Genomic DNA, 22176 nt, shown 5'->3' with positions numbered 1-22176 from the left:
AGTTTCGGGGTGTTGAAGCGGTTTCCCGTCATGATCCTGAGCGCCTTCTGCGGAACGGCGGGAGCAGTGGATTACTGGGAGATGGAGCCCATCCGGTATTCCGACACGCAGGCGACGGACCGCATTGCCCGGCTCGCGGCCGACCTCGCCTCCGGGAAAACGACGCTCAAGGGGGAGACGGACCTCCAGAAACTGGCGGGCGTGCTGGAGATGCTGGACGTGCCGGTGGAGTCCCAGGTGCTGGTTTATTCCCAGACCAGCCAGCAGAACGCCCTCATACGCCCGAAGAATCCACGGTGCCTGTATTTCAACGAGAACTCCTATGTCGGATTCGTACCGGGAGGCGACATCGAGATCATCACGCATGATCCGGTGCTGGGCATGACCTTCTACCTCATCGACCTGGCGCAGAAAGATCCCGCGAAGATCGTCGCCAGGGATGGCAACGCGTGCCTCGCCTGTCATGGCACGCGCCGCACGGAGTCCGTGCCGGGGGTTCTCATCCGCTCGGTGCATCCGGATGAGGACGGCCACCTGATCCTGAAGTTGGGGATGGACCATATCGACGCCCGCAGCCCCATCCCCATCCGCTGGGGCGGCTACTACGTCACCGGGAACAGTTCACTGCCGCACCTGGGCAACCGGATCTACACGGAGGCGGATGAGCGTGATGGCGTCACCGAAGCCGTGCAACACCGTACGCTGGACGATGTGATCGACGTTTCGAAATACCTCCGCAACACCAGCGACATCGTTTCCCTGATGGTGCTGGAGCACCAGTGCCGCATGCACAACCTGCTGGTCTCCGCCTCCATGGAATACCGGCGGCTGCATTGGTTTTCCAAGACCCTGGAGCCGGACGCGGACCCGGATGACGGCCGTGCGGGGAAGACGGCGGATGAACATGCGGTGGCCATCGTGGAGGCCATGCTGTTCAAGGACGAGGCCCCGATGGGGGATGGCGGTGTCGATGGCGATGCCGCCTTCCAAGATGCCTTTGCCGCGCGCTACCCCAAAACGGACGACGGTGGCACGCTGGCGGAGTTCCAGCTCGGCAGCCGCCTGTTCAAGAGCCGCTGTTCCTACATGATCTATTCACAGGCCTTCAAGGTGCTGCCGCCACGGGTGAAAGGCGCGGTCTTTTCCCGGCTGAAGGAAGTGCTGGAGCAGGGGAAGGATTTCCCGGAGATCGGGGAAAAGGAACGCCGCAGGATCTCGGAAATCCTGCGGCGCACGGTGGAGGGTTACTCCAGGGAATGAAGGCGCGGGCTTACAGGCCCAGCTCCTTCAGCTTCGGCTCGATGGCGGCGGCCCACAGCTCGTAACCCTTCGGGGAAAGGTGCAGCAGGTCCGGCATGATTTCCTTGGAAAGGGTGCCATCCGCGTTCATGAGGGAGGAGGAGATATCCTGCACGAAGATGGTCTTGTTGTCCGCCAGCTTCGCCACCTCCGCGTTGATCTCATCGTTCAGCTTGCGGTGCGGATCGTTCGCATCCGCACCACGTGGGAAGACGGAGAGGACCAGCAGCTTGGTCTTCGGCCAGATGGCGTGGAGCGCGTCGAGGGACGCCTTGATGCCGGCGGTGGTTTCCCCGGCCGGGCGCTGCTGGTGGCCGGTGTTGTTCGTGCCGATGAGGATGACAGCCACCTTCGGGCTGAGCTTCTTGAGACTCTCCTTGTCCTGCTCGATGCGCCACAGCAGATGCTCCGTGCGGTCGCCGGAGAAGCCGAGGTTGAGCGGCTTGTAGGCGGCGAACTTCTCCTCCCAGGTTTTCTTGCCGGCGCCTTCCCAGCCTTGGGTGATCGAGTCACCGAGGAAAACAAGCTGGCTGTCCCGGGCCTCCGCGGTGGCTTTCACCTTCGCCTCCCAGCGATCCTTCCACCAGCCTTCGGCAAGGCGGTCGCCCGGGGTGGTGGAGCGGGCAGCATCCGCCGCCGGAGCGGCGGGCTGGGCGAGCGCGAAGACGGAGGTGAGTGCGAAAGCGAGAACGGTTCTGAGTTTCATGACAGCCGGGAGCGTGGAGGAAATGGGGGAGGGCTGACGATGGAAAAATAGTCAGCGCGGAGATGGAAGGAGGCGGATTTTCTCAAATTTTCCGCATCCTTTATTTGATAAAGGCGAATGCTAGGGAACGGTGTAGCATCAAATCATGGGACTCGAAAAAATCACTCAGAAGTTACAGGAGGGGCTCCAGTCCGCCCAGCGGCTGGCTTCCAAGTCATCGCATTCCGAGCTGAAAAGCGCGCACGTGTTGCTCGCCCTGCTCCAGCAGGAAGGCGGCATCACCGTGCCCATCCTGCAGAAGGCGGGGGTGGACACAAACCACCTGAAGATTGCGGTGGCATCCGCGCTCGACCGGGAGCCGCGTGTCCAGGGAGCCAGCACCCAGCCGCAGATCAGTGTGGGTCTGCGCTCCACGCTGGATGCCGCGGATACCATCCGCGAAGGGATGGGCGATGACTATCTCAGCGTGGAGCATTTCCTGCTCGGTGCGCTCAAGGGGGACTCCCCTGCGGGCAAACTCCTGAAGGACGCGGGGCTCACGGAAGCCTCCGCGAAGGAAGGCATCGACAGCGTCCGTGGTTCCCAGAAGGTCACGGACGACCAGCCGGAGGGAAAATACCAGACGCTGGAGAAATACGGCAACGACCTGACCGCACGCGCCCGTGCCGGGAAGATCGACCCGGTCATCGGCCGGGATCATGAGATCCGTCGCGTGCTGCAGGTGCTCTCCCGGCGTACGAAGAACAACCCGGTGCTCATCGGTGAGCCAGGCGTCGGCAAGACGGCTATCGTCGAAGGGCTGGCGCGGCGCATCGTTTCCGGCGACGTGCCGGACTCGATGAAGAACAAGCGCGTGATCGCCATGGATCTCGGCGGCATGCTGGCGGGCGCAAAGTATCGCGGCGAGTTCGAGGAGCGGCTGAAAGCCTTCCTCAAGGAGGTGACGGAGTCGGACGGCCAGATCATCCTGTTCATCGACGAGCTGCACACCATCGTCGGTGCCGGTGCCAGCGAGGGCGCAGTGGATGCCTCCAACCTGCTCAAGCCCCAGCTCGCACGCGGTGAGCTGCGGACCATCGGCGCGACCACGCTGGATGAATACCGCAAGCACATCGAGAAGGACGCCGCGCTGGAGCGCCGTTTCCAGCCCGTCATGGTCGGGGAGCCATCGGTGGAGGACACCATCGCCATCCTGCGCGGGCTGAAGGAACGCTACGAGGTGCACCACGGCGTGCGCATCCAGGACGGCGCGCTTGTCGCCGCAGCCACGCTGTCGGACCGCTACATTTCCGACCGCTTCCTGCCGGACAAGGCCGTGGACCTCATGGATGAGGCCGCGTCCCGGCTGAAGATCGAACTCGACTCCATGCCGACGGAGATCGACACCCTGGAACGCCAGATCCTCCAGCTTGAGATGGAGAAGAAGGCGCTGGAAAAGGAAACCGACAAGGGATCCGCGGCACGCCTTGAAAAGGTGAAGGAAGAACAGGCGAACCTGCGCGAGCAGTCGTCGGGCCTCATGGCGCAGTGGCGCAATGAGAAGGAGATCATCGACGAGGTGCGCGGGGCGCAAGAGCAGATCGAGATCCTCAAGACGGAGGCGGAAAAGGCCCAGCGCATCGGTGACCTCACCCGTGCCTCGGAGATCACCTATGGCGAACTGCCCGCTGCCAACAAGGCATTGGACGACGCGAAGGACCAGCTCGCCTCGCTCCAGACCAACGGCGCGATGCTGAAGGAGGAGGTCACGGAGGAAGACATCGCCCGCGTGGTTTCCTCATGGACCGGCATCCCGGTGAACCGCCTGCAGGAAGGGGAGAAGCAGAAGCTCGTCCATATGGAGGAGCGGCTGGGTGCCCGGGTGATCGGCCAGAAGAAGGCGATCAAGGCGGTGTCCAACGCGGTGCGGCGCGCGCGTGCCGGCCTGCAGGATGAGAACCGCCCCATCGGCTCGTTCCTTTTCCTCGGACCGACGGGTGTCGGGAAGACGGAACTTTCCAAGGCACTGGCGGAGTTCCTGTTCGATGACGAAGCGGCGATGGTCCGCATCGACATGTCCGAATACATGGAGAAACACAGCGTCTCCCGCCTGATCGGCGCGCCTCCGGGCTACGTCGGCTATGACGAGGGCGGCCAGCTCAGTGAGGCGGTGCGGAGGAAGCCGTATTCGGTGGTGCTTTTCGATGAGATTGAGAAGGCCCACCCGGATGTCTTCAACGTGCTGCTGCAGGTGCTGGATGATGGACGCATCACGGACGGCCAGGGGCGCACCGTGGACTTCCGGAACACCGTGCTCATCATGACCTCCAACATCGGCTCGCAGTACATCCTGGCGGAGGAGAATGCGGAGCAGCGTGAGGCGAAGGTGACCGAAGCCCTGCGCGCGCACTTCCGGCCGGAGTTCCTCAACCGGATCGATGAAACGATCATCTTCGACCGCCTGCAGCGGGACGAACTGATGACCATCGTCGATCTCCAACTCGAGCGCGTGCGCAAGCGTCTGGCCAAGCAGGGCCTCGCGCTCGCGCTGTCCGAAGGGGCGAAGGAATACCTGGGCAACCAGGGCTACGATCCGGTGTATGGCGCCCGCCCGCTGAAGCGCGCGATCCAGCACCACCTCCTCGACCCGCTCAGCCTCGAGGTGCTGGACGGCAACTTCAAGGAAGGTGATGTCATCCGCGCGGACATCCACAACGGCCTGATGACCTTCGCGGTGGAGTAAGGAGGCAGTGAGGAGGGAGGATACTCCTGTCCTCCTGCTGCAACGGGAACCCATAGCAAAGGAATCGTGGGATTGATCCACTCTTCCCTTCATCCGCCAATGCCGCCGGGGGACAGGAATGGGAGCGCAGCGGACATGGCGGCTCTGCCGCAATGTCCCCCCTCCTTACTCGGCTACCCAGCAAAGGCCGCCCGGTGCTCCAGGCACATCGGCTTCCAAGTGCTCCTCCCCATCAGATGGCATCCGTCGCCCGGCGGATGTCATCTGACACCTCCGCGGCGTATTCCTCCAGCAGCTTCCGCTCGCGCTGGGTGAAATCCCGCGGGTTCGTGTCGATGAGGCAGAGCGAGCCGATGGCATGGCCGTCCGGTGAGTGGACCGGCGCGCCCGCGTAGAAGCGGAAGCCGTTCTTCTTCACGAACGCGTTTCCGGCGAATCGCCGGTCGCGCGCGAGATCCTCGATGATGACGAACTCGTCCGCCGCGACCACGTGGCCGCAGATCGAGGTTTCGCGCGGGCTGCCTCCGCCTCCCTTCAGTTCGTCCGGGAGGCCGGACTGGGCCTTGAAATGCTGCGTGTCCCTGTCGATCAGGCTGAGGATGGCGATGGGGGTCTCGAAGATCCGGGTGAGCTTGTCCGTCACGACCGTGAAGTCATCCGATGTCTTCATGGCACCGCTCAGTTCCAACGCCTGAACCCGTGCCTCGTCGTTGGCCGGGATGGGGGCGGGCTGCATCTCGCGGGAGAACGCACTGGCCAGCCGCATGACGGCGATGTGGGTGTCGGCCACGCCTTTCATGATCAGGTCCGCTCCCGCTTCCCGCAACGCTTTTTCCGTTTCCGGAGGAATGGTGGACATGCTCCAAAGTCCGATGGCGATCTTCCTTTTCGGCAGGGCCGCGCGGAATTTCATGCAGAGATAGCGGGCCTGGGATGGGGTGGTCGGCTCGGTCACGGAGATGCAGATCACATCCGGATCCTCCTGCCGGATCCGCTCCAGTTTCTCGGATGCGGTGAGCTGGGGAGGGGAGATCGTCACCTCGAACTTCTGGATCCGCAGCAACTGGGCGAGCATCTCCGCGGAGAGCCTGTCACGCTCCGCCTTTGCGGGCACGCAGTGGATCCGGCAGGGGCCGACCAATGAACTGACATGCTCCGGCAGGGATTCGGGCACTTTGGCGATTCCCGGCAGCCGTTCGTCCAGTTCTTCCAGCAACTCCCCGATGGCATGCTCCACCTGGTTGAGCTGGTCCCGGTCCAGAACTCCGCGGCCCTGATCCCTGCCTGCCGCGATGAGCGCGGGGATCAGCATGCTGTCGTAGAAATCCGTGAGCGTGTGGGTCTTCAGGTAGGACTCGGCCAACTCCAGTTCATCGTCTCCTCCGGAGCGCAGCAACCGGTGGTAACAATCCTCCGCCGGTGTCAGCGCATCCTCATCGCTGAGGATCACGTTCAGGAAGGCGAGCTGGGGGATGTGCCTCCCCATGACGGCGATGCAGACGGTGATGGGAGTTGCCATCACCAGACCCACCGGCCCCCACAAGTAGGTCCAGAAGACCGCGGCGACGATGAGCGCGATGGAGGACACCCCGGTGCTGGAGCCGTAGAGCCACGGTTCCATCACATTGTTGCTGACCAGTTCCAGCACGACGAACAGGGCGATGGCCTTCGCCGGCATCCACCAGTCCGGAGAGACCGCGATGGAGAGGATGATGGGAAACGCGGCTGCGATCCACGGTCCGACATAGGGGATGAAGCGCAGCACGGTGGCGAAGGTCCCCCACAGGATGGCGTTCGGCACCCCGATGATCCACAGCCCCAGCGCCACCCCCATGCCATAGGTCACATTCACGACCAACTGCATGAAAAGATAACGGGAAACACGGGCCGCCGCGTCGTCCATCGCGCTGGTCGTCGCGCTGATCCTGCCTTGGCCTATGAGCCGGATGATCCGGTTCCGCAGGTCTTCCCGCTGCAACAGCATGAAGACCATCAGCAGGAGCACCAGCGCCGCCGTTCCCAGCGGTCCCACCACCGGCGCGACGATCAGCTTGAAAAGCTCCAGCGGAGAGGCGTCAGGAGTGGAGACCACCTCCACCGGGATGGCCCTGCCGCTTTCCTGCGGTTCCAGTTTCCGGATCCCCTCGTCCGCTTTTTCACGGATGTTCCCGTTCCCCATCGGGAGGTCTTTCTTGAGATCCTCGAAAGCCTCGGAGAGCTTGGAAAACGCGCCGCCGGAGGGAAGCTGGAACGCTTTGATCTTCATCCGGATGTTCTCCTTGTAGTCCGGGAGCTTTGTTCCCAGATCCACGATCTGGCGGGTGAGGATCCAGCCCGAACCGATGGTGAGGCCGAGCATCATGATCACCACCAGCAGCACCGCGCAGATGCGGCCCACCCACCGCTGGAGCCGCGTCACCAGCGGGGACAGGAGGAACGTGAGCAGGGCCGCGAGCGCGATGGGTGTCAGGATCTCCCGCCCGAAGTACAGCGCGGCGATGACGAACGAACACAGACCGATGGTCCATAGACCGTTGATCGCACCCTGTGAGGATGACTGCGGCCGCGGTGTTTCCATATAGTCCAATCCTTTCGGTGGTTGGAGGAGGGATTGCAACGGGATAATCCTTCCGGGAAAAAGAAAGGAAGGAATGCCCCATTCCGGACTCCCATATCACGGAATCATTGCCGCTTGTGGTTTTCCCATCCCGTCCGATTGTAACTGGGATGCTTGAAGATGATTTCACCTACGTTCTGAAGAAAGCTCTGCGGGGGCAGGCTCTCTCTCTGGAGGAGATTGCCGGGAAATCAGGGCTGCCCGCGCAGAAGGTGGCTTCATTTTCCCGCGGCAGGTTCGATCCACACACCGCCGCCGTGCTGGCGGAGGCGCTGGGACTCTCCCCGGAGGCGTACGCAGGCCATCTGGAGTACCATCCGGAGCATCTGGATCTGCCGGACATCCAGCGGCTGATCCTGCCGTTCAACGGCGATCATGTGAATGCCTGGTTGGTTTCCAAAGGCGGGCGGTATCTGCTTTTCGACACCGGGGATGATCCGGACTCCGCCGCTGCGGAACTCGCCCGTATGAAAGTGGAGCCTTCCGCGGTGTTCCTCACCCACGGCCACCCGGACCACATTTCCGGAATGGATGCCTTTTCCGTCCAGAAGTACGGGCCGCTCATCGACGGTGCCATCCATGTGGATACGGGTGCCCACCTCACGCTGGATGAGGTCACCATCCGGGCGGTGGATCTTTCCGGGCACTTCAGTCCTTCGCTGGGCTACATCATCGAGGGGCTTTCACAGCCGGTTCTGGTCGCGGGGGATGCCATCTTCGCCGGCTCCATCGGGGGCTGCGATCCGGAACACTACCATGATGCCATCCTGCGGATCAAAGCGGCGCTTGCTTCCCTTGAGGATCATACCGTGATCCTGCCCGGACATGGTCCTCCCACCACGGTTGGTGAAGAGAAGCGTGGAAACCCATTCCTGGCGTGAGCGTTCACACCTCCAGGCCATCCAGCAACGCACCGTCATTCCAGCCATAGGCGCGTCCGAGCCGGGCGATGACGATGTCCTTTTCCGGCAGCACATAGACCCTTTTCCCGCCTGATCCTATGACGGCCAGCCATCCGGCAGCGGCCCGGGCGGAGAGGCAGGCGCGGTTCCAGAAGGCTGGATCATGCACGCCGTCCAGCATGCGCTCCGGCTCGATGGCGGCGGCACCTGCCTTCGGGGCGTTGCGGTTCCACCAGATCCCGGCGCCGAACATCGGGTTCGCTCCGCGCGGGGATGCCAGGTCGCGGAAAATACCGCCATCCAGTCCGGCGTCGTTCTCGCCACGGGCCAGACGTCCGAGCGTGCGGCCCAGCTTCCCCAATTCCCGCACACCATACTCCGCTCCGGTGGAAAGGTAGTAGCGGCCCTTCCCGTCCTTCCGCCAGTCACGGCTGCGCAGGCCGATGCGTCCGGTCACCCGGTCGATGAACTTTTCCAGGGTGCTCCCATCCGCTGAAAGCTTGCGATGCAGCACCTCCGCCAGGATTTCCCAACAGGCCGGACCATAACGGAAGCGGGTGCCCGGGGCATCCACCAAGGGCAGGGAAACGGCGACTTTCCCCTTGTCCTGGATCTTTCCACGGTAGAGCGGCCCCGCGGATGGCGCGAAGCCCGCGCTCTGGTTCACCAGCATGCGGATGGTGACGCGGGACTTCGCCGCGTCGTTCCGCCACTCCGGGATGATGTCGGTGAGGCTCCCGTCCAGCGACAGCCAGCCATCGGAGACGGCACGTGCCACGGCCAGCGCGGCGATGGATTTCGTGAGGCTGAGCGCGCCGAGTTCCGCACCTGGATTCAGGCTTTCGATCATCCTGCCACCCTGCCATACGCCGTAGCCCGCCGCTCCTGCGGAGGATAGCCGGCGTTTCGTGGCGGTGGAGATCTGGAAAGTGCCGCCGCCGCCAGCGCCGCCTCCCATGGAGGCACAGCCGGTGACGCCGGAGAGGGTGCCAGTGACGGTGAGGCGGAGCCATTGACGCCGGTTCATTCCCGGCAATCTACCGGAATGATTCCGGAAGGCGAGAACTTGGCGTGAATCGTTTCTGGATATTCCGGCGGTGTGGCCGAGGATGAACAGGACGTCCCGAAGTCCCGTCTGTCATGAACCGCTATCCTTTCATCCTCATCTGCATCGCGTTCGTCATCGCCGGAGTCGTGATATCCATGCAGTTCAAGCAAGCATCCGGGGAGGGAGCGATCGCATTCAGGAACGTCCGCCTCGTCGATGGCACGGACAATCCGCCGGTGGAGGATGGGGTGCTGGTGATCCGGGATGGGAAAATCATCGCGGTTGGAGCGGGGGTCGCCATTCCCGGAAAGGCGGAGGTCATCGATGTGGAGGGAAAGACCATCATGCCCGCACTCATCGCCGCGCACTCGCATCTCGGCGTGCTGAAGGGAACGAAGCCGGACAGCGCGAATGTCACGGAGGAGAATGTGCTGCGGCAACTGGGCGTTTATGGAAGGTATGGGATCGGCACCGTGGTCTCACTGGGGGCGGACGGGGAGTTCATCTACAAGTTGCGGGAGGCCCGCCGGGGGAAACCATCTGACGGTCCTGCGGTGCTGACCGCCGGCCTCGGCTTCGGGGCTGCGGGTGGGGTGCCGCCGATGGGATCCGGACTGGAGCGGGTCCACCGCCCGGCCACGGCGGACGAGGCGCGGAAGCAGGTGGCCGCGTTGGCGCGGCTCAAGCCGGATTTCGTCAAGATCTGGATCGATGACGCGGGCGGGAACCTCCCGGTCCGCATGACCCGTGAGGTGCGCCGTGCGATCATCGACGAAGCCCACCGCCACGGCATCAAGGTGGCGGCTCATGTCTATTACCTGGCGGACGCGAAGGAACTGGTGGCCGAAGGGGTCGATATCCTCGCCCACAGCATCCGGGACAAGGTGGTGGATGAGGAGATCATCACGGCGATGAAACAGCGTGGCACCACCTACATACCCACCCTGTTCCTGGACGAGGCGTTTTTCATCTATGCGGACAAGCCGGAGTGGATGGAGACGGAGTTTTTCCGCAACGCGCTGGAACCGGGTGTGGAGGAGATGTTCGCCTCCTTCAAGGAACGGCCCGGTGCGAGGGAAACCTTGGGCCGCGCCATGGAAAACGTGAAGCGCCTGCATGAGGCGGGCATCAAGGTGGGGCTTGGGACCGATTCCGGCGCACAGCCGTTGCGCGTCCAGGGCTTCGGCGAACACCGCGAACTCCAGCTCCTCGTCGCCGCCGGACTGGCTCCTGCGGAGGTCATCCGCATCGCCACCGGCAACAGCGCGGAGATCATCGGCGATGAAGCCCGCACGGGCACCCTGGAGGCCGGCAAGCAGGCGGATTTCCTCATCCTCGGCGGCGATCCCACGGTGGACATCCGGAACACGGAGAAGATCGAGGCAGTGTGGATCGGCGGGAGGAAGCAATAGGAGTTCGGGCTTGGAAAGTGCCCCGCTTCTTCCGGTTGCAAGTCACCCTTCCGGAATGAAGGATGGGCCGGTGATGTCCCATTTGCCGCCACGACCAACCGATCTCGCGCAGCAGATCCTCCGCGGGATCATTTCCGCTGGTGATATCGCCATCGATGCCACCGCGGGCAATGGGCATGACACCCTGTTTCTCGCGGAGGCGGTGGGGCCGGAAGGGCGTGTGCTTGCGTTCGATGTGCAGGAGGCGGCCGTGGTTTCGTCACGGGCGAGAATCACGGAGGCAGGGTATGCGGATCGTGTTGAATTTTTCCTCCAATCCCATTCCACCATGGCGGACCATGCGGACGCAGGATCTGTGGCGGCCATCATGTTCAATCTCGGTTACCTGCCCGGTGCGGACCACTCGGTGGCGACCGGTGATGATACGCTCACAGCCCTGGAAGCCGCCGCCAGATTGATCCGTGGCGGTGGGGTTCTGTCCGTCGTGTGCTATCCCGGTCACGACGGCGGGAGTGAAGAGGCCGGAAGGGTGGAAGCATGGATGGCCACGCTGCCGGCCCGGGGCTGGCGCGTGGCTAGGTATGGAGCATTGGGAACCCTGAAGCCCGCTCCTTATCTTCTTCTCGCCGTGCTGCGCGCGGCGGGAGCTTCATGATCCGGGGTTGGCTTTGTTTCATCGCGGGGGATCTTCGGATCCTCCGGCAGGTTGAAAAGCCAGGCGCAGCAGGTAGGGGCTGCCAGGAATGGGATGGCGATCATTTCAGTGGATGGCTTCCTGGTTGACCCCGCGGCTGAACAGCCCCCCGGTGGCGATCTTTGTCAGCACCTTGTCCGCGTCTCCCTCCTCCTGGAGAGTGTCGCCCAGCAGCCTGAACGCTTCATCATAGCCCAGCGCGTCGGCGAATGCCTTGGCCACCCCGTAGGCGGCGATCTCGTAATGCTCCACCCGGTTGGCGCAGGCGATGAGGGCGGCATCCCGCACATCGCCGGGGGTGGTGCCTGCCATGTGTTTTTTCGCTTCCTTGATCAGACCGCGCATGGCGTCACAGTCTTCTCCGGCAGGGTCGATGCCCATGCCGGCGCAGATGGTTTCAAGCCGCCTCTTGTGTTCGTGGGTTTCATCCAGATGTTTCGAAAATGCCTCCCGCAAGTCCGGGTCGGTTGCGTTTGAAGCCATTTCCGGCAGGGCGGAAATAAGCTGGGTTTCCGCGCTATGGAGATCGCGGAGCTGGTCGTGATAAAGTTGCTGGAGGTTGTTGATCATGGCTGTTGGCGTGGTTCGGGTTCCATGTCTCCCCAACGCAAAAACCATGCCGGTATCATAGTGCCTTGGTTGTCAGTGCGAAAGGTGGTTCATGCGAGCCACCGCAGTCCTTTCCGCAATGCGGGATGCCCAATCAGATTGCGGTCTGAAATTTCGCGGCACCCGCCGGTCAACGGTCTTTGGAAAGCAGCCACTCCAGCGCCTGGGGCAACTCTTCCTTCCAGCAACGGGTGGCATGGCCACCTTGGAAAACATGGTGCCGGATCGTGTGGCCATGCGATTGCAGGCCTGCGGCCATGTTGGCGACGGCCACGTCCTGGTCGGTGTTCTGGCAGAGATCGGTGGGGGCATGGATCATGCCGGCCCCTTTTTCTTCCGATCCCACACTGAGCCAGAATTTTCCCTCGGAAGGGATGAACTCGCGGAGGTGCTTCGCCAGCCATTCGTCCTCCCACCAGAAGGAGCCGGATTGGCTGAGCGCATGGGAGAACGTGCCGGGATAACCCAGTGCCATGTAGGCGGCCTGCAGTCCGCTCAGACTGAGTCCGGCGATGAGGTGGCCGGAACGGCTGGACAGCCCCGCTTTCCTCACCGCCCATGGCAGCGCATCGTTGGCAATGTAGTCGGAAAACGGATCGCTGCAGGTGAAATCGTGGTGCCGTGCCTCCGCGTCCTTGTTCGAGACGAAGAGACAGGCGAGGGGAGGGATGATGCCGCGCTCCGCCATCTCCGCGATCACCGCCGGGGCGTCCATGTGGTCGAGGTAGTATTCCGCATCCAGGAAAACAGCGACCTTCACAGGGATACCGTCCGCGGGCATGAACCATGCCTTGCGGTTGTACTTTCCGTTGGTGCTGGGCAGGGTGACGGTGTTCATGCGGCGGCGGTGTGGCATGGCGTGGCCGGGGTTTTCAATACTTCATTACCCGGGAAAGGAAACGCCGTCCTTGCGGAGAGGATGGTGCGCCGAAGAATGCGGCGGCGTGGCCGTATCGATGATCCTGCCCGCTGCGAGAAAGGCGATCCTGTCCGGCACGGCCTTCGCAACGCCCATTCACCTCCCCGGTCATCTCGGGATCGGGTGCGGAGGTTTTGGTTCATCCGGAAAGAGGATGCGCGCAGGAGAGCCGGAGGGTGATGCCCCGGGGAAAACACGCCACAACGACCGCAATCAGGGCGATGAGGTTCCAGCGGTGCATGCCCGATCTTGTTTCGATCCGTATGCCTTGTCAAAGGGGGGGGTGGCTCACCTCAGCCGGAAGGTTGCGGCTGCGGTATTGTCGGCGGGTTTCACATCCACTCCGTTCGCGCTGGTGTCCACGGTGGTCGTCACCTGGAACGGGGACTGCCAGCCCGGCGCGATGGGCAGGGTGAAGGTTCTTACCTCGTTCGGAGCCAGGGAGTCGATGTTCATCCGGTTGCCGCCACCGCCGGAGGTGGTTTCCAGCAGCAGATTGACCAGCGGCTTTGTCCCGCGGTTCTGTAGGGTGACGCCAAGCTTTGAAGAGTCCGCTGAAAACGATTGGTGAGTGATCGCCACATCGACGATGCCAGGCAGGTTGCGGTTCATGATGCGGCGGAGGTTGAGGATGCCGTCCCCATATTGGGAATCCGGCCCGGGGATGCCGGCCTCATCCGCATGGCCCATCACGATCTCCGCCGCCTGCCGGGGGGTGAGCATGGTGGGGGAGGTGCTGATGGTCGCCGCGATGGCTCCGGTGACAAAGGGCGCGCTGGCGGACGTCCCGCTCATCCGCACGTAGTTTCCGCCGGGTGCGGCGGTATTCACCGCGTAGCCGGGCGCGGTGATGGAGAGCATGTCCGCATGGTTGGAGAACTCCACCTGCATGCCGCTCGCGTCCACCGCACCCACACTGATCACCCCCGGGTAGGCCGCCGGATAGGCGGCCTGCTCCTGCGCCGAATTTCCGGCCGCGGCGATGATGACAGCCCCGCTCCGCTGGACGATCTCCACCGCTTCCCGGATCAGCGGATTGTCCTCGGAGGTGCCCATCGACACGTTCACCAGATGCGCCCGGTGGTCCACCGCCGCCAGCAGGCCGGAGGCGAATGAAAGCGAGTCCGAGCGCAGTGTGCCATCCACCACCCGGATGGAAATGAGGGAGGCTGCGGGGGCGATGCCGGGGCCGCGGGGATTCGTCCCTGAAATGATCGATGCCACCGCGGTACCATGGTCCACCGGCTCGCTGGGATTCCCGGACTCCGGGGTGACATCCACGGTCTCCGCGATCCTGGGCAGTCCCGGATGCCCGACGATGCCACCGTCGATGATGGCGACGCGCACGCCCGCCCCCCAGCGCGAGTTGTCTCCCGTCACCCCCAGCCACGCCGGGCCTTGGTCGCCGAAGCCCAGCAGCCCACGCTGCACTGCCTGGTGGGCGGGAGGAGAGGGGAAATCCGGCAGCGACGTGTAGTGCGTCACGTTCTCGTCATCCAGCAGGGCGTCCAGATCGGCGAAGTTGTCGAAGGCCACGCGCATCGCCCGCAGCCGGTCCTCCTTTCCTGCCAGCCGCACCTTGCTGGACCGCACGGCGGTGAGGAACGAGCCGTAGGTATCCGCCGATGGGAAACGCAGGATGATCTGGTCCGGCTGGCTGCTGGCGAAAATCTCGATGGTGGTGCCGTCTGGAAATTGGTCCGGGGACGGGGTTTCGTCTGAAAGCGGTTCGGCGGGCTTTTCCCGCGCCAGCGGACGGTAGCGCGGCGAGTGGGCGGGCGGCTCCGCAGCCTCAGCCCCGCGCTCCGGCGCATCCTGCCGCATCCCGTGGCCCAGCCACCACCCGAGCAGGGCGCAGATGAGCACCAGCAGGACGAGGTTGCGGGTTTTGGGATTCATGGGCCGGGAGTTATGGGGATCACCTCCGGTGGATAAAACCATGCCGCCACGGAATTGTTGCCAAATATCGGTGGGGAACTGGGTTTCGGCGCTTGCCGGGGCAGGGGGTGGGGGAGTAAATCCGCCCCGTTATGGCCAAGAAACCGGTGGTGTTGATTATTCGCGATGGCTGGGGTGTGAACCCCGGAGGAAAACAAACGGCGATCCAGGACGGGAACGCCACGCTGCTGGCGAAAACCCCCTTTCATGACGAGCTTTTCGAGAAATATCCCAAGGGTCTCGTCAGTGCCTCCGGTCTGGACGTCGGCCTGCCGGAAGGCCAGATGGGCAACTCCGAGGTGGGCCACCTCAACCTCGGCGCGGGCCGCATCGTCTATCAGGATCTGACACGCATCAACAAGGCCATAGTCGAGGGCACGCTCGCCGCCAATCCGGTGCTGGTGGATGCCTTCGAAAAGGCGAAAGCAAGCCGTCTCCATTTCATCGGTTTGATTTCCGACGGTGGGGTCCACAGCCACCAGGACCAGCTCAATGCCATGGTGAAAATGGCGGGTGATGCGGGTGTGAAGGATATCATGATCCACGCCATCACCGACGGCCGTGACACCTCGCCCACCGGCGGTGCCGCCTACATCGCCAAGGTGGAGGACGAGGCCGCGAAATCCGGCGCGCGGATCGCCACGGTGGTGGGCCGTTATTTCGCCATGGACCGGGACAAGCGCTGGGACCGTGTGAAGCTCGCCTGGGACGCCATCGTCCGCGGCCAGGGGGAAACCCGCGAGGTGCTCGCCAGCGAGGCGGTTGCCGACTACTACCGGGACGACAAGACGGACGAGTTCATGCCGCCGATGATCTTCACGGAAGCGGGAACGCAGCGCGTGCGTGACGGGGATGTGATCCTGTTCTTCAACTTCCGCGCCGACCGCGCGCGCGAGCTTTCCGAGGCATTCGTCTTCCCGGACTTCGCGGGCTTCGACCGCGGCGTCATCCCGAAGGTCCACTACGTGACCCTCACGGAGTATGACGCGAAGTATGGCTGCCCGGTCGTCTTCGGCTCACAGACGCTGGAGATGGGTTTGGGTGAGACGGTCGCCGCCGCCGGCCTGAACCAGATGCGCATCGCGGAGACGGAGAAATACCCGCATGTGACGTATTTCTTCAACGGTGGTGTGGAACTGCCCTACGCGGGCGAGGACCGCTTCATCATCCCTTCCCCGAAGGATGTGCCGACCTACGACTTCAAGCCGGAAATGAGCGCTCCGCTCGTCACCGCCACCGTGGTGGAGAAGCTGAAGGATTATGACCTGGTGATCCTCAACTTCGCCAATCCGGACATGGTCGGCCATACCGGCGTGGTGGAGGCGGCCATCAAGGCCGTGCAGACCATCGACGACGACTGCCGCCAGATCGTGGAGGAAACGCTGCGCCTCGGCGGCAAGCTCATCCTCACCGCGGACCACGGCAACTGCGAATACATGCGCAACCCGGACGGCTCGCCGAACACCGCGCACACCACCAACCTCGTCCATGCCATCTACGTCGCGGATGATGCCGACCAATTCACCGTGCGCGACGGCATCCTCGCCGACTTCGCTCCCACGCTGCTCCAGATGCTCGGTCTCAAGCAACCGGCTGAAATGACAGGAACCAGCCTGCTGGTGAAGAAGTGATGCGATAAAAGGGATGTGGCTGCGGCGTCCTGCCGCAGCCGGGGGAAAAGGGAGATCATTGGTCTCCGGGAAGTGAGCTGAGGTGAGCGCGGCAGCGTCATGGAGTGCGGCGGTCTTCTGCCGCTATCAGTCGCAGTCATGACGTTCCCCAAGTGAAGATACCATCCGCAAGTTGGAGCGTGGTGATTTCCACCACATCGTCCGGCAGGTGATGTTCCTCCCTCAAAGCGGCGGAGGGCCCGCCGTTATCTCAAGCCTCCTTCGCCGCTTTCTTCGCCGTGGTCTTCTTCGCCGCCGCCTTCTTGGCCGGGCGCGGCGGGAAGTCGAAGCCGATCTTGCCGTCCTTCACGTCGAAGGTGAGGTGGGCGTCGAAGGCGCGCTTCGTGCGGTTCGAGATGAAGCCTTTCAGCAGGTCGGTCTTGCCGGTTGAGATGAGCTTCAGGGCCTGATCCTCCGGGATCTCCCGCTGGAGGATGGACTTGCCGATGCGGATGCCGTTCGGATCCTTTTTCGTGGTGATCTGCGGGATGTGATAGGCCTTCTCGGAGGCATAGACCTTCACGGTCCTGCCATCCGGGGTGGTCGCCTCGCCGATGACCTGCTCCTCCGTCAGCTCCACGGCGGCTTCCTTGTCCTCGTTCTCGAAGGCGAAGTTGACCTTGAATTTGTCGTCCAGTGCCAGCGCCGCTTCGAACGGCTTGTTGAATTTCGATTTGAAGCCGCTCAGCACCTGGGTCTTGCCCTTTGCGAACAGCTCCCGCAGTTCGTCCTCGGTGATGCTGCGTCCGGCGATGTGTTTCTTGATCTTGAACGGGGCGGATGGCTCGCGCGACTCGTAGGTGGCATCCGTCTGTTTCAATGAGAAGTCGCCGTGGACCGGGTGGTGGACCTCCACATCCGGGAAGGCCTGGTTCTTCGCCTCCTCCGCACGTTGGTGCGCCTTGTCCACGATGTCCTTCGTATAGGCGATGATCTCCTTCATGAAGACCGGGCGTTGCAGGAGTCCCTGCTCCATCTGGCGCAGCTTGTACTCCCAGTCCCCCGTCATCTTGGGCGAGTAAAGGCCCTCGATCTCCATGTCATGGACCAGGTCGATGAGACGCATGCCGGAGCCGGTGACGTGCAGGTCACGACCATCCCGCGCGAGATATTTCTGGGCGATGAGACCTTCAATGGTGGCGGCTCGGGTGGCGGGTGTGCCCAGCCCGCGTTCGGCCATCGCCTCGCGCAGCGCCTCGTCATCCACCAGCTTGCCCGCGCCTTCCATGGCGGAGAGCAGGGTGGACTCGGTGAAACGGGCAGGGGGCTTGGTCATTTCGTGGATCACCTCGATGCCATCCACCTTGGTTTTCTCACCGGCATCCACGGGAACCAGTTCGTCCTTGCCGGATGCAACGCCGGGCTGGCGGCCATAGACCTCCAGCCAGCCGGGTTTCACCAGGATGCGGCCATCGGTCCTGAAAGTGTCCTTCACGCCGCCGTGGTCGATGCGTGTCAGGCGGGTGGTCTGCTCGAACTCCGCGGACGGATAAAAGACGGCGATGAACCGCTTCACGATCATGTCGTACACCTTCGCTTCGGTGTCGCTCAACTTGGCGATCTTGCCGGTAGGGATGATGGCGAAGTGATCCGAGACCTTCTTGCTGTCGAAAACGCGCTTCGACTGATGGAGGCGCGGGCCGCCATCCGCACCGCCCTTGAGGACCGCCTTCGCGTAGCGGGCCACGTCGAGATCGCTGTTGCCCACATCCTGGAGCGTTTCGCGGACGTTCTGGAAATAGTCCTCCGGAAGGTAGCGGGAATCCGTCCGGGGGTAGGTGATCATCTTGTGCTTCTCATACAGCGCCTGGGCGATCTGGAGCGTGCCCTTTGCGGAGAAAGGAGCCTCGCGCTGGAGCGTGGTCAGGTCATAGAGCTGCGGTGAGATCTGGGTCTGCGCCTTCTTCTCCTCCGTCACCACGCCGGTCTTGCCGTCGCAGCGTTCCTTGATGGTGTCGGCCAGCTTCTGGTCCCAGATCCGTTCGGCGCGGCCATGGGGGTTCGATTCGTCCTTCTTCCAGGTCTCATCGATCCACTTGCCCAGGTAGTTGCCCGCCTTGGCGGCGAAATCCGCGTGGACTTCGAAGTAAGCGGTCGGCTGGAAAGCGCGGATCTCCGCCTCCCGCTGCGCCAGGATGGCCAGGGTGGGGGTCTGCACGCGCCCGGCGGCGGTGATGTTGAATCCGCCGTGGCGGGAGTTGAAGCAGGTCAGCGCCCGCGTGGCGTTCAGGCCCACCAGCCAGTCGGACTCGGAGCGGCATTTCGCGGCGTCCCGCAGCGGGCGCATCTGCTCGCCGGAGCGGAGATTTTCCCATGCTTCCAGGATGGAGTTGTTCGTCATGGACTGCATCCACAGCCGCTTCACCGGCTTCTGGATGCCGCCGATCTCCATGATGTATTGGAAAATGAGCTCACCTTCGCGGCCGGCGTCGCAGGCATTCACGATCAGGTCGATGTCCTTGCGCTTCGCCAGCTTCAGCACTTGTTTCAGCCGGGCCTCGGAATCCGCGATGGGATCCAGTTCGAATCGTTCCGGAATGGCGGGCAGGACGTCGAATTTCCACGGCAGTTTCTTGCCGTTAGGCCCCATGGGCATCCGCAGCTCCACCAGGTGGCCGACGGCGGAAGTGATGACGGCTTCGTCACTTTCGAAGTAGTTGTCACGGCCGGACCCATGTTTCTCGAACTTTCCGAGGGGCTTCGCCAGCACCCGGGCAAGGTCGGTCATGACGCTGGGTTTTTCGGCGATGATGAGTGTTTTTCCCATGGTGGATCGAAAGCTGGCTCGGCGGTTCGCCGGAGGGACTAGGCTTGGAAAACGCGGGTTGGCAAGCGGATAAGCTCCCCAATCCGTCGCCGGAAGGCGCATTTCCGCCGCCAGCCTTGTCTCCCATGAACGAGGAATGGGTATTTGGAAAGATTGAAGATCAGGAAATATTGAAATTTTACCCATGAAGTCCCGGTTGCTGGATCCGGAGATTTCATTTGATCAAACTTCCTCCTGCGAATTTATGGCGGAGCCTAAGAATCCACGCGCTGTGGCGTTGGTGAGGTGAAGTGGAGATTACCATTGAACTCCGGGGCCGAAACCGGCAGTTAGATAGTCATTGATTTGTTTGAAACCCGTGTGCGTTTCCCGTTTTCCTGAACCTGCCGGTACACCCCCGATCAAATGGAACCGAAATCAGCCATACCGGTGAAGAGTGGGGGAGGAGCGCCCGCCGTGGCGGTCGCCGCCCCGGCCGGGATGTCCCCCGGAGGAGCTGGGCCGACCGATGAACCCGTGAGTCCGTTCCGCTTTTCCGTCCTCTGGAAATTCGGCAGGAAATACCTCGGCTGTCATATGGGGATGGTTTCCCTCTACATCGTGGGGCACCTGCTGATCCAGACGATCCTCCCGCAACAGGTGGCGGTTTATCTGGGGAAACTGACGAATCATTTCTCCCAGGGCGGAGCGAAAGGAGCCGCTCCGGTTCCGTTCGATGGCGGGCTGCTGGCGACCTATTGGCATTGGATCGGCTTCACGGTGGTGCTGCTTGTTGGCGGCTTCGGCTTCCAGTGGCTGGTGGCGCGGCTGGACGGGAAGATATCCAATGCGGTGAAGGCGGATCTCTTTTCCGCGCTCCTGCGGCAGCCGCCGAAGTTCTTCCACCAGAACGATTCGGATCGATTGACGATGATCGTGAACCAATACTCGAACCAGATCTCCGGCAGCATCCGGCGGCTGCTGGTGGAGCCGGTGCTCCAGGTGGTGGCGATCGGGGTGATCGGCTTCACGATCTACCAATCCCTCATGGGGCTGGCCAGCGGGCCGGTGGTGTGGACCGTCTTCGGGGTGAACGGTGTGTGGGTCATGTTCGGTGCCATCCTGCTGTTCGCGCTCAGTTCTCCTTGGATCGTCAATCGGATGGGGGAGTTCCTCCAGCGCGATGCGGCGGCGGTGCAGAACCAGAGCCTGGGTCTGGCCACGCTCATCGGCGGTGCGCTGAAGGCACCGGAGGAGATCCAGGCGATGCGGGCGGAGCCGGTCTTCGAAAGGAAGCTCTCCGGCCTGCTGGACCGCTCGCTTTCCCTGATGATGTCGCAGACCGTCACCATGGAAAAGGTGAACACCTTCGGGCGTCTGCCCGGCACCGTCGTGCTGGCCGGGTTCCTCGGCCTGGCGATCTTCCTGGAAATGCGCGGCGTGGGCGGCCAGCCGGGCACCATCGTCCAGGTGGCCATGCTCACCCCGCTGCTGATGGCCGCCGTGCAGCAGCTTTCCGGCTTCGGCATCACCCTGCGCATGAGCTGGCCGCCGATGGAGATGATCGATGACATCCTGTCCTCCGCTCCGGAGAAACAGGAACCCGCGAAGCAGGCAGGTGATTCCTCCATCGTGCCATCGCTGGAAGCGCGCGATCTCGTCTTCAGTTACGCGCCGGGCGAGCGGCCGAACGTGCTGGAAGGGGCCTCATTCCTGATCGCTCCGGGAAAGGTCACCGGATTTGTCGCCCGGCCCGGGCAGGGGAAGACCACTTTTTTCCGTCTCGCGCTGCGGTTCTATGACTGGCAGTCCGGCGAGGTGTTGCTCGGTGGGAGGCCGATCCGGGAACTGCCCCTGTCCGAGGTCCGCCGCCATCTGGTGCTGATGTCCCAGTTCCCCGCCTTCTTCTATGATACGGTGCGGGAGAACATGCGCGTGGCCGTGCCAGATGCGGATGATGCGGAGATCACCGCCGCCATGCGTCTGACGGGGCTGGATGCCGTGCTGGAAAAATCCATGGGGCCCGGCGCGCTGGACCGGCCGTTCGCGGCGGGCAGCGGGCTTTCCGGCGGCCAGAAGAAACTCTTCGCCCTCACCCGCTGCCTGCTGCGGAAGCCCTCCGTGCTTTTCCTGGACGAACCGACCACCGGCATGGGGCCGATGGAGAAATTCCCGCTCATCGGGACCATGCGCCGCTCCCTGGAGGGGAGGACCGTGGTCGTGGTCGACCATGACATCGTATGGCAATCCCGCTTCTGCGACTATTTCCACGTCCTCAACGAAGGCTGCATCATCCAGTCCGGCACCGCGGAGGAGCTGCTCGCCCAGCCCGGCCTGTTCCGCCAGCTCTACGAAGAGGCATCCGGTGCCGCGGCCCAGCCTGCGGTGCCGCAGGCACCCCATGAGCCTCCCGGTGGGCCGCCGGAAGGAGGCGGTGCCGCCATGGCCATGCCCATCTGATCCCTGAAACTCTCAGCCCCCAACCCCGCGAGGGACGGGCACCCAACCAGACAACCAGAACACCAACCAACCATGTCAGACGAACGGAAAAAAGAAGAGATCGGCGTCGGCGTCGCCGGCGAGGCACCCGGAGATGCGGAGATCACCGATCTTGTGAAACCCGGCGAAGATGAAGTCGGCGGCCGCTACCGGCGCTGGACCCGCGTGTCCTGCCCGTATTGCTACGCCCTCAACGACATCGTCGAGGAAACCAACTACCGCCAGTGGTTCCGCTGCTGGAACTGCCGCGGCACCTTCCAATACTGAAGCCCTCACCCGGCAAGCGGCGGGTCTCCGGACCCGCCGTAAGGAGGGAGGACACTCCTGTCCTCCGGCTGCAACAGGAACCCGCAGCAAAGGCGATTCAGGGAAGATTCGCCTCTTCCGCATCGCAA

At 63.1% G+C, this 22176-nt stretch carries 15 protein-coding genes; 8 read left to right on the top strand and 7 right to left on the bottom strand.

What is annotated here, in order from left to right; translation table 11 throughout:
* The first annotated feature begins 30 nt into the window (after positions 1-30).
* Positions 31-1260, top strand: coding sequence for a hypothetical protein (locus KF712_17155; protein MBX3742716.1), 1230 nt, complete (start codon positions 31-33; stop codon positions 1258-1260).
* Between the two features lie 10 nt (positions 1261-1270).
* Here the strand turns inward: KF712_17155 and KF712_17150 are convergent, their stop codons facing one another.
* Positions 1271-2005, bottom strand: a complete 735-nt coding sequence (locus KF712_17150; protein MBX3742715.1) for a GDSL family lipase — start codon at positions 2003-2005, stop codon at positions 1271-1273.
* Between the two features lie 145 nt (positions 2006-2150).
* Between KF712_17150 and clpB the strand changes: the two genes are divergently transcribed.
* Positions 2151-4727 carry an ATP-dependent chaperone ClpB gene (gene clpB / locus KF712_17145; GenBank protein ID MBX3742714.1) on the top strand — a complete coding sequence of 859 codons (2577 nt, stop codon included), beginning with the start codon at positions 2151-2153 and terminating at the stop codon, positions 4725-4727.
* A 232-nt stretch (positions 4728-4959) separates the two neighbouring features.
* Here clpB and KF712_17140 read toward each other — a convergent pair whose 3' ends face one another.
* Positions 4960-7305, bottom strand: a complete 2346-nt coding sequence (locus KF712_17140; protein MBX3742713.1) for an AI-2E family transporter — start codon at positions 7303-7305, stop codon at positions 4960-4962.
* 149 nt (positions 7306-7454) lie between these two features.
* Between KF712_17140 and KF712_17135 the strand changes: the two genes are divergently transcribed.
* Positions 7455-8225: an MBL fold metallo-hydrolase gene (locus KF712_17135; protein ID MBX3742712.1), complete on the top strand. Its 771-nt coding sequence runs from the start codon at positions 7455-7457 to the stop codon at positions 8223-8225.
* 4 nt (positions 8226-8229) lie between these two features.
* Here the strand turns inward: KF712_17135 and KF712_17130 are convergent, their stop codons facing one another.
* On the bottom strand, positions 8230-9273 hold the full coding sequence (locus tag KF712_17130; protein MBX3742711.1) for a beta-lactamase family protein: 1044 nt from the start codon (positions 9271-9273) through the stop codon (positions 8230-8232).
* A gap of 113 nt (positions 9274-9386) precedes the next feature.
* On the opposite strand from KF712_17130, the gene KF712_17125 reads away from it, so the two are divergent.
* Together KF712_17125 and KF712_17120 are read left to right on the top strand one after the other, a co-directional pair.
* Complete coding sequence (locus KF712_17125; protein ID MBX3742710.1) at positions 9387-10706, top strand: amidohydrolase family protein; 1320 nt, start codon at positions 9387-9389, stop codon at positions 10704-10706.
* Positions 10707-10788: 82 nt separating this feature from the next.
* A complete protein-coding gene (locus KF712_17120) occupies positions 10789-11361 on the top strand; it encodes a methyltransferase domain-containing protein (protein ID MBX3742709.1) in 573 nt (190 codons plus the stop codon).
* Between the two features lie 105 nt (positions 11362-11466).
* On the opposite strand, the gene KF712_17115 is transcribed toward KF712_17120, so the two are convergent.
* The 3 genes from KF712_17115 to KF712_17105 all read right to left on the bottom strand — a co-directional run bounded on the left by KF712_17115 (position 11467) and on the right by KF712_17105 (position 14827).
* A complete protein-coding gene (locus KF712_17115; GenBank protein ID MBX3742708.1) occupies positions 11467-11970 on the bottom strand; it encodes a ferritin-like domain-containing protein in 504 nt (167 codons plus the stop codon).
* Positions 11971-12139: 169 nt separating this feature from the next.
* Positions 12140-12865, bottom strand: a complete 726-nt coding sequence (locus tag KF712_17110; GenBank protein ID MBX3742707.1) for an esterase family protein — start codon at positions 12863-12865, stop codon at positions 12140-12142.
* Between the two features lie 351 nt (positions 12866-13216).
* The gene (locus KF712_17105; protein ID MBX3742706.1) at positions 13217-14827 is read right to left on the bottom strand and encodes a S8 family serine peptidase; all 1611 of its coding nucleotides are present in this window, start codon (positions 14825-14827) and stop codon (positions 13217-13219) included.
* Between the two features lie 131 nt (positions 14828-14958).
* Between KF712_17105 and gpmI the strand changes: the two genes are divergently transcribed.
* Positions 14959-16497 carry a 2,3-bisphosphoglycerate-independent phosphoglycerate mutase gene (gpmI, locus tag KF712_17100; protein ID MBX3742705.1) on the top strand — a complete coding sequence of 513 codons (1539 nt, stop codon included), beginning with the start codon at positions 14959-14961 and terminating at the stop codon, positions 16495-16497.
* A 250-nt stretch (positions 16498-16747) separates the two neighbouring features.
* Here the strand turns inward: gpmI and topB are convergent, their stop codons facing one another.
* Complete coding sequence (topB, locus tag KF712_17095) at positions 16748-19303, bottom strand: DNA topoisomerase III (GenBank protein ID MBX3742704.1); 2556 nt, start codon at positions 19301-19303, stop codon at positions 16748-16750.
* A 516-nt stretch (positions 19304-19819) separates the two neighbouring features.
* Here topB and KF712_17090 point away from each other — a divergent pair.
* Both KF712_17090 and KF712_17085 read left to right on the top strand, forming a co-directional pair.
* On the top strand, positions 19820-21742 hold the full coding sequence (locus tag KF712_17090; protein ID MBX3742703.1) for an ABC transporter ATP-binding protein: 1923 nt from the start codon (positions 19820-19822) through the stop codon (positions 21740-21742).
* A 72-nt stretch (positions 21743-21814) separates the two neighbouring features.
* The gene (locus KF712_17085; GenBank protein MBX3742702.1) at positions 21815-22048 is read left to right on the top strand and encodes a hypothetical protein; all 234 of its coding nucleotides are present in this window, start codon (positions 21815-21817) and stop codon (positions 22046-22048) included.
* The last annotated feature ends 128 nt before the right edge of the window (positions 22049-22176 follow it).

Source organism: Akkermansiaceae bacterium (assembly GCA_019634595.1).
Lineage (GTDB): Bacteria > Verrucomicrobiota > Verrucomicrobiia > Verrucomicrobiales > Akkermansiaceae > Luteolibacter.
This window is presented reverse-complemented; position numbering and strand designations above follow the sequence as displayed.

What these genes read in the sequence shown, in the direction of transcription:
- KF712_17130 (MBX3742711.1), bottom strand. Translation starts at nt 9,273, where the DNA reads ATGAACCGGCGTCAATGGCTCCGCCTCACCGTCACTGGCACCCTCTCC.
- KF712_17110 (MBX3742707.1), bottom strand. Translation starts at nt 12,865, where the DNA reads ATGCCACACCGCCGCCGCATGAACACCGTCACCCTGCCCAGCACCAAC.
- clpB (MBX3742714.1), top strand. Translation starts at nt 2,151, where the DNA reads ATGGGACTCGAAAAAATCACTCAGAAGTTACAGGAGGGGCTCCAGTCC.
- KF712_17140 (MBX3742713.1), bottom strand. Translation starts at nt 7,305, where the DNA reads ATGGAAACACCGCGGCCGCAGTCATCCTCACAGGGTGCGATCAACGGT.
- topB (MBX3742704.1), bottom strand. Translation starts at nt 19,303, where the DNA reads ATGGGAAAAACACTCATCATCGCCGAAAAACCCAGCGTCATGACCGAC.
- KF712_17125 (MBX3742710.1), top strand. Translation starts at nt 9,387, where the DNA reads ATGAACCGCTATCCTTTCATCCTCATCTGCATCGCGTTCGTCATCGCC.
- KF712_17150 (MBX3742715.1), bottom strand. Translation starts at nt 2,005, where the DNA reads ATGAAACTCAGAACCGTTCTCGCTTTCGCACTCACCTCCGTCTTCGCG.
- KF712_17155 (MBX3742716.1), top strand. Translation starts at nt 31, where the DNA reads ATGATCCTGAGCGCCTTCTGCGGAACGGCGGGAGCAGTGGATTACTGG.
- KF712_17135 (MBX3742712.1), top strand. Translation starts at nt 7,455, where the DNA reads ATGCTTGAAGATGATTTCACCTACGTTCTGAAGAAAGCTCTGCGGGGG.
- KF712_17085 (MBX3742702.1), top strand. Translation starts at nt 21,815, where the DNA reads ATGTCAGACGAACGGAAAAAAGAAGAGATCGGCGTCGGCGTCGCCGGC.
- gpmI (MBX3742705.1), top strand. Translation starts at nt 14,959, where the DNA reads ATGGCCAAGAAACCGGTGGTGTTGATTATTCGCGATGGCTGGGGTGTG.
- KF712_17115 (MBX3742708.1), bottom strand. Translation starts at nt 11,970, where the DNA reads ATGATCAACAACCTCCAGCAACTTTATCACGACCAGCTCCGCGATCTC.
- KF712_17105 (MBX3742706.1), bottom strand. Translation starts at nt 14,827, where the DNA reads ATGAATCCCAAAACCCGCAACCTCGTCCTGCTGGTGCTCATCTGCGCC.